The organism is Methanomassiliicoccales archaeon, assembly GCA_029907465.1.
Lineage (GTDB): Archaea > Thermoplasmatota > Thermoplasmata > Methanomassiliicoccales > JACIVX01 > JACIVX01.
The window spans coordinates 1-2,173 of sequence record JARYLV010000037.1; the positions used below are offsets into that span (position 1 = coordinate 1).

The 2,173-nt window shown below is 48.7% G+C and carries 2 protein-coding genes; one reads left to right on the forward strand and one right to left on the reverse strand.

The window, feature by feature from the left end:
- Positions 1 to 1,339, reverse strand: a 1,339-nt coding sequence (locus QHH00_08430; protein ID MDH7509396.1) for an AMP-binding protein, incomplete at its 3' end; no start/stop codon positions are given.
- Positions 1,340 to 1,472: 133 nt separating this feature from the next.
- Here QHH00_08430 and QHH00_08435 point away from each other — a divergent pair.
- Positions 1,473 to 1,721 (forward strand): hypothetical protein, encoded by a 249-nt coding sequence (locus QHH00_08435; GenBank protein ID MDH7509397.1) that lies wholly within the window; start codon positions 1,473 to 1,475, stop codon positions 1,719 to 1,721.
- Positions 1,722 to 2,173: the final 452 nt, after the last annotated feature.

Below are 2,173 nucleotides of genomic sequence, written 5' to 3' on the forward strand. Positions count from 1 at the left end.
CACCTGGGGGGAGCGGTTGACCCCTGTCGTCGACGACATCCGCATCGATGCCTGGGAGTGCAATTGTCGCAGATCCTGGGAGGATCGGAAGAGTCGCGATGCCGATCGGATTCCCGATAATGGGACCGCTCGTTTCCGTCTGCCACATGTGATCGACGACGGGTATCCTCTCATCGAAGACTTTCTTCGAGAGCCATTCATAAGCAGGGGGGTTCAAGACTTCCCCAGCACAAAAGACTGCCCTGATTGAGCTCAAGTCATGCTTTTTCGGCCATTGCTCACCGTGCTGCATAAGTGCTCTGACGCCCGTTGGCGAGATCCACATCTGGGTCACACGGTTCTTCTCCGCAATTTTCCACCAGATATCTGGTGTCGGATAATCGGGTACTCCCTCATACATGACGGTGGTGCAACCTGTGAGGAGGGGTCCGTACACCACATAACTGTGCCCGACGATCCAACCGATATCGGAGGTCGACCACCACACATCCGTCTCCTTCAGATCATAGACCCATTTTCCCATCGCATAGACATAGACCTGATAACTCCCATGTGGCTGAACCGTCCCCTTGGGCTTTGCCATCGTGCCAGAGGTATAGAGAATGAAGGCGAGTTCGTCAGACCTCATCGGCACAACAGCCGGACTCTCCGATGCACCCATTTCGACGGCGTCCTCCCAGAGAATATCCCTGTCAGGGGTCATAGGAGGATCGGTGTCGCCCCTTTTCAGCACGACCACCTTCTTGACTCCTTTTGCTTCTTTCAACGCGAGGTCAACAGTCTCCTTGAGCGGAACGACTTTGCCTCTCCTGTAGCCTACATCCGATGTGACAACGATCTCCGATTTCGCGTCTGCAATTCTCTCGGCCAACGCACCATATCCAAACCCGCCGAAAACGACAGAGTGTATCGCTCCGATTCTCGTCGTCGCGAGCATTGCGACAACAGCTTCAGGAATCATCGGCATGTAGATGGTGACTCTGTCCCCCCTCTTGACGCCGAGAGCGCGCAGTGCCTTTGCGAACCTCGTGACTTCAAAAAGCAACTGGTTATATGTCAGAACGCGTGTCTGTCCGCCTTCACCACTTTCCCAGATGATCGCAGCCCTATTCCCCCTTCCCTTCTTCACATGATAATCCACGCAGTTGTATGAGAGATTAGTCAATCCACCAGAAAACCACTTGAATGTGTCATTTGTCTGTTCAAAGACTTTGTCCCACGGCTTAAACCAGTGCAGTTCGCTTGCAATCTCACCCCAGAATCCTTCGGGATCATCGAGCGCTCTCTTGAGCATCCACCTCAAATGAGGCGGATATTGAATCAGCATTTTCTCCTCCATGTAGTACCCCCTGCTACCTTACTGGCTCATTGAATTCAATCGTTAAATAGATTTGCTCATGCGAGGGATACTTTTTATGTAAGGAGAATGTAAAATGCGATATCAGGATATCAAAAATTGAAAAAGAGAAAAAATGTTTAGAGAAGGACTAAAAAACGCCTATCTCAAAAATCGATCAGTACCTGCTCCGCCTTGCAGGGCGGTGGTTCTGATAGCAATCGCGGCAGTATACCGGTCGCCCCTCTGTAGGCTTGAAAGGAACTTCACATTCCTTGCCGCAGTCGGAGCACACGGCTTTGTGCATCTCGCGCGGTTGCCTGTTATACATCGTCTGGTTCACCTCCGTTTACTTATTTCCCTAAACTCCGCCTCACTTTGGTGAACCAAACGTCTCTACGACTCTCATGCTTCACCAACTGAGGTATTCAGTTTAGTGACACTTGACACGCACTAGAACTATTTAGTATTTTTGCCTGAAACCCACTCAGAGCATGAAATGAATCTGGGTCTTGTATTTTCGTTTGAACCATATCATGCATATTTCTTCCAATAATGAATATGCCAGATCGTTGAAAATATGTCTTATTGGTCTCGGTTGTTTCTCATTTACCATACAATTGATCTTTCAAATATCCACATTTCTTGCAGGACTTCTTAATTCGAAATGAAGTACCGCGTCTTTGTCGATAAAAACCGGCTTCAGAATAACGCTTAAAGCGGGAAGAAATCTTACGATATTGATGAATCTTCGACTTTCTGAAGAAATCAGGCTCCGACTCCCTCCGTTCAAAGTAGTAGTTGAATCCCTTACGAATGTCAACGTGTTGAGAAATT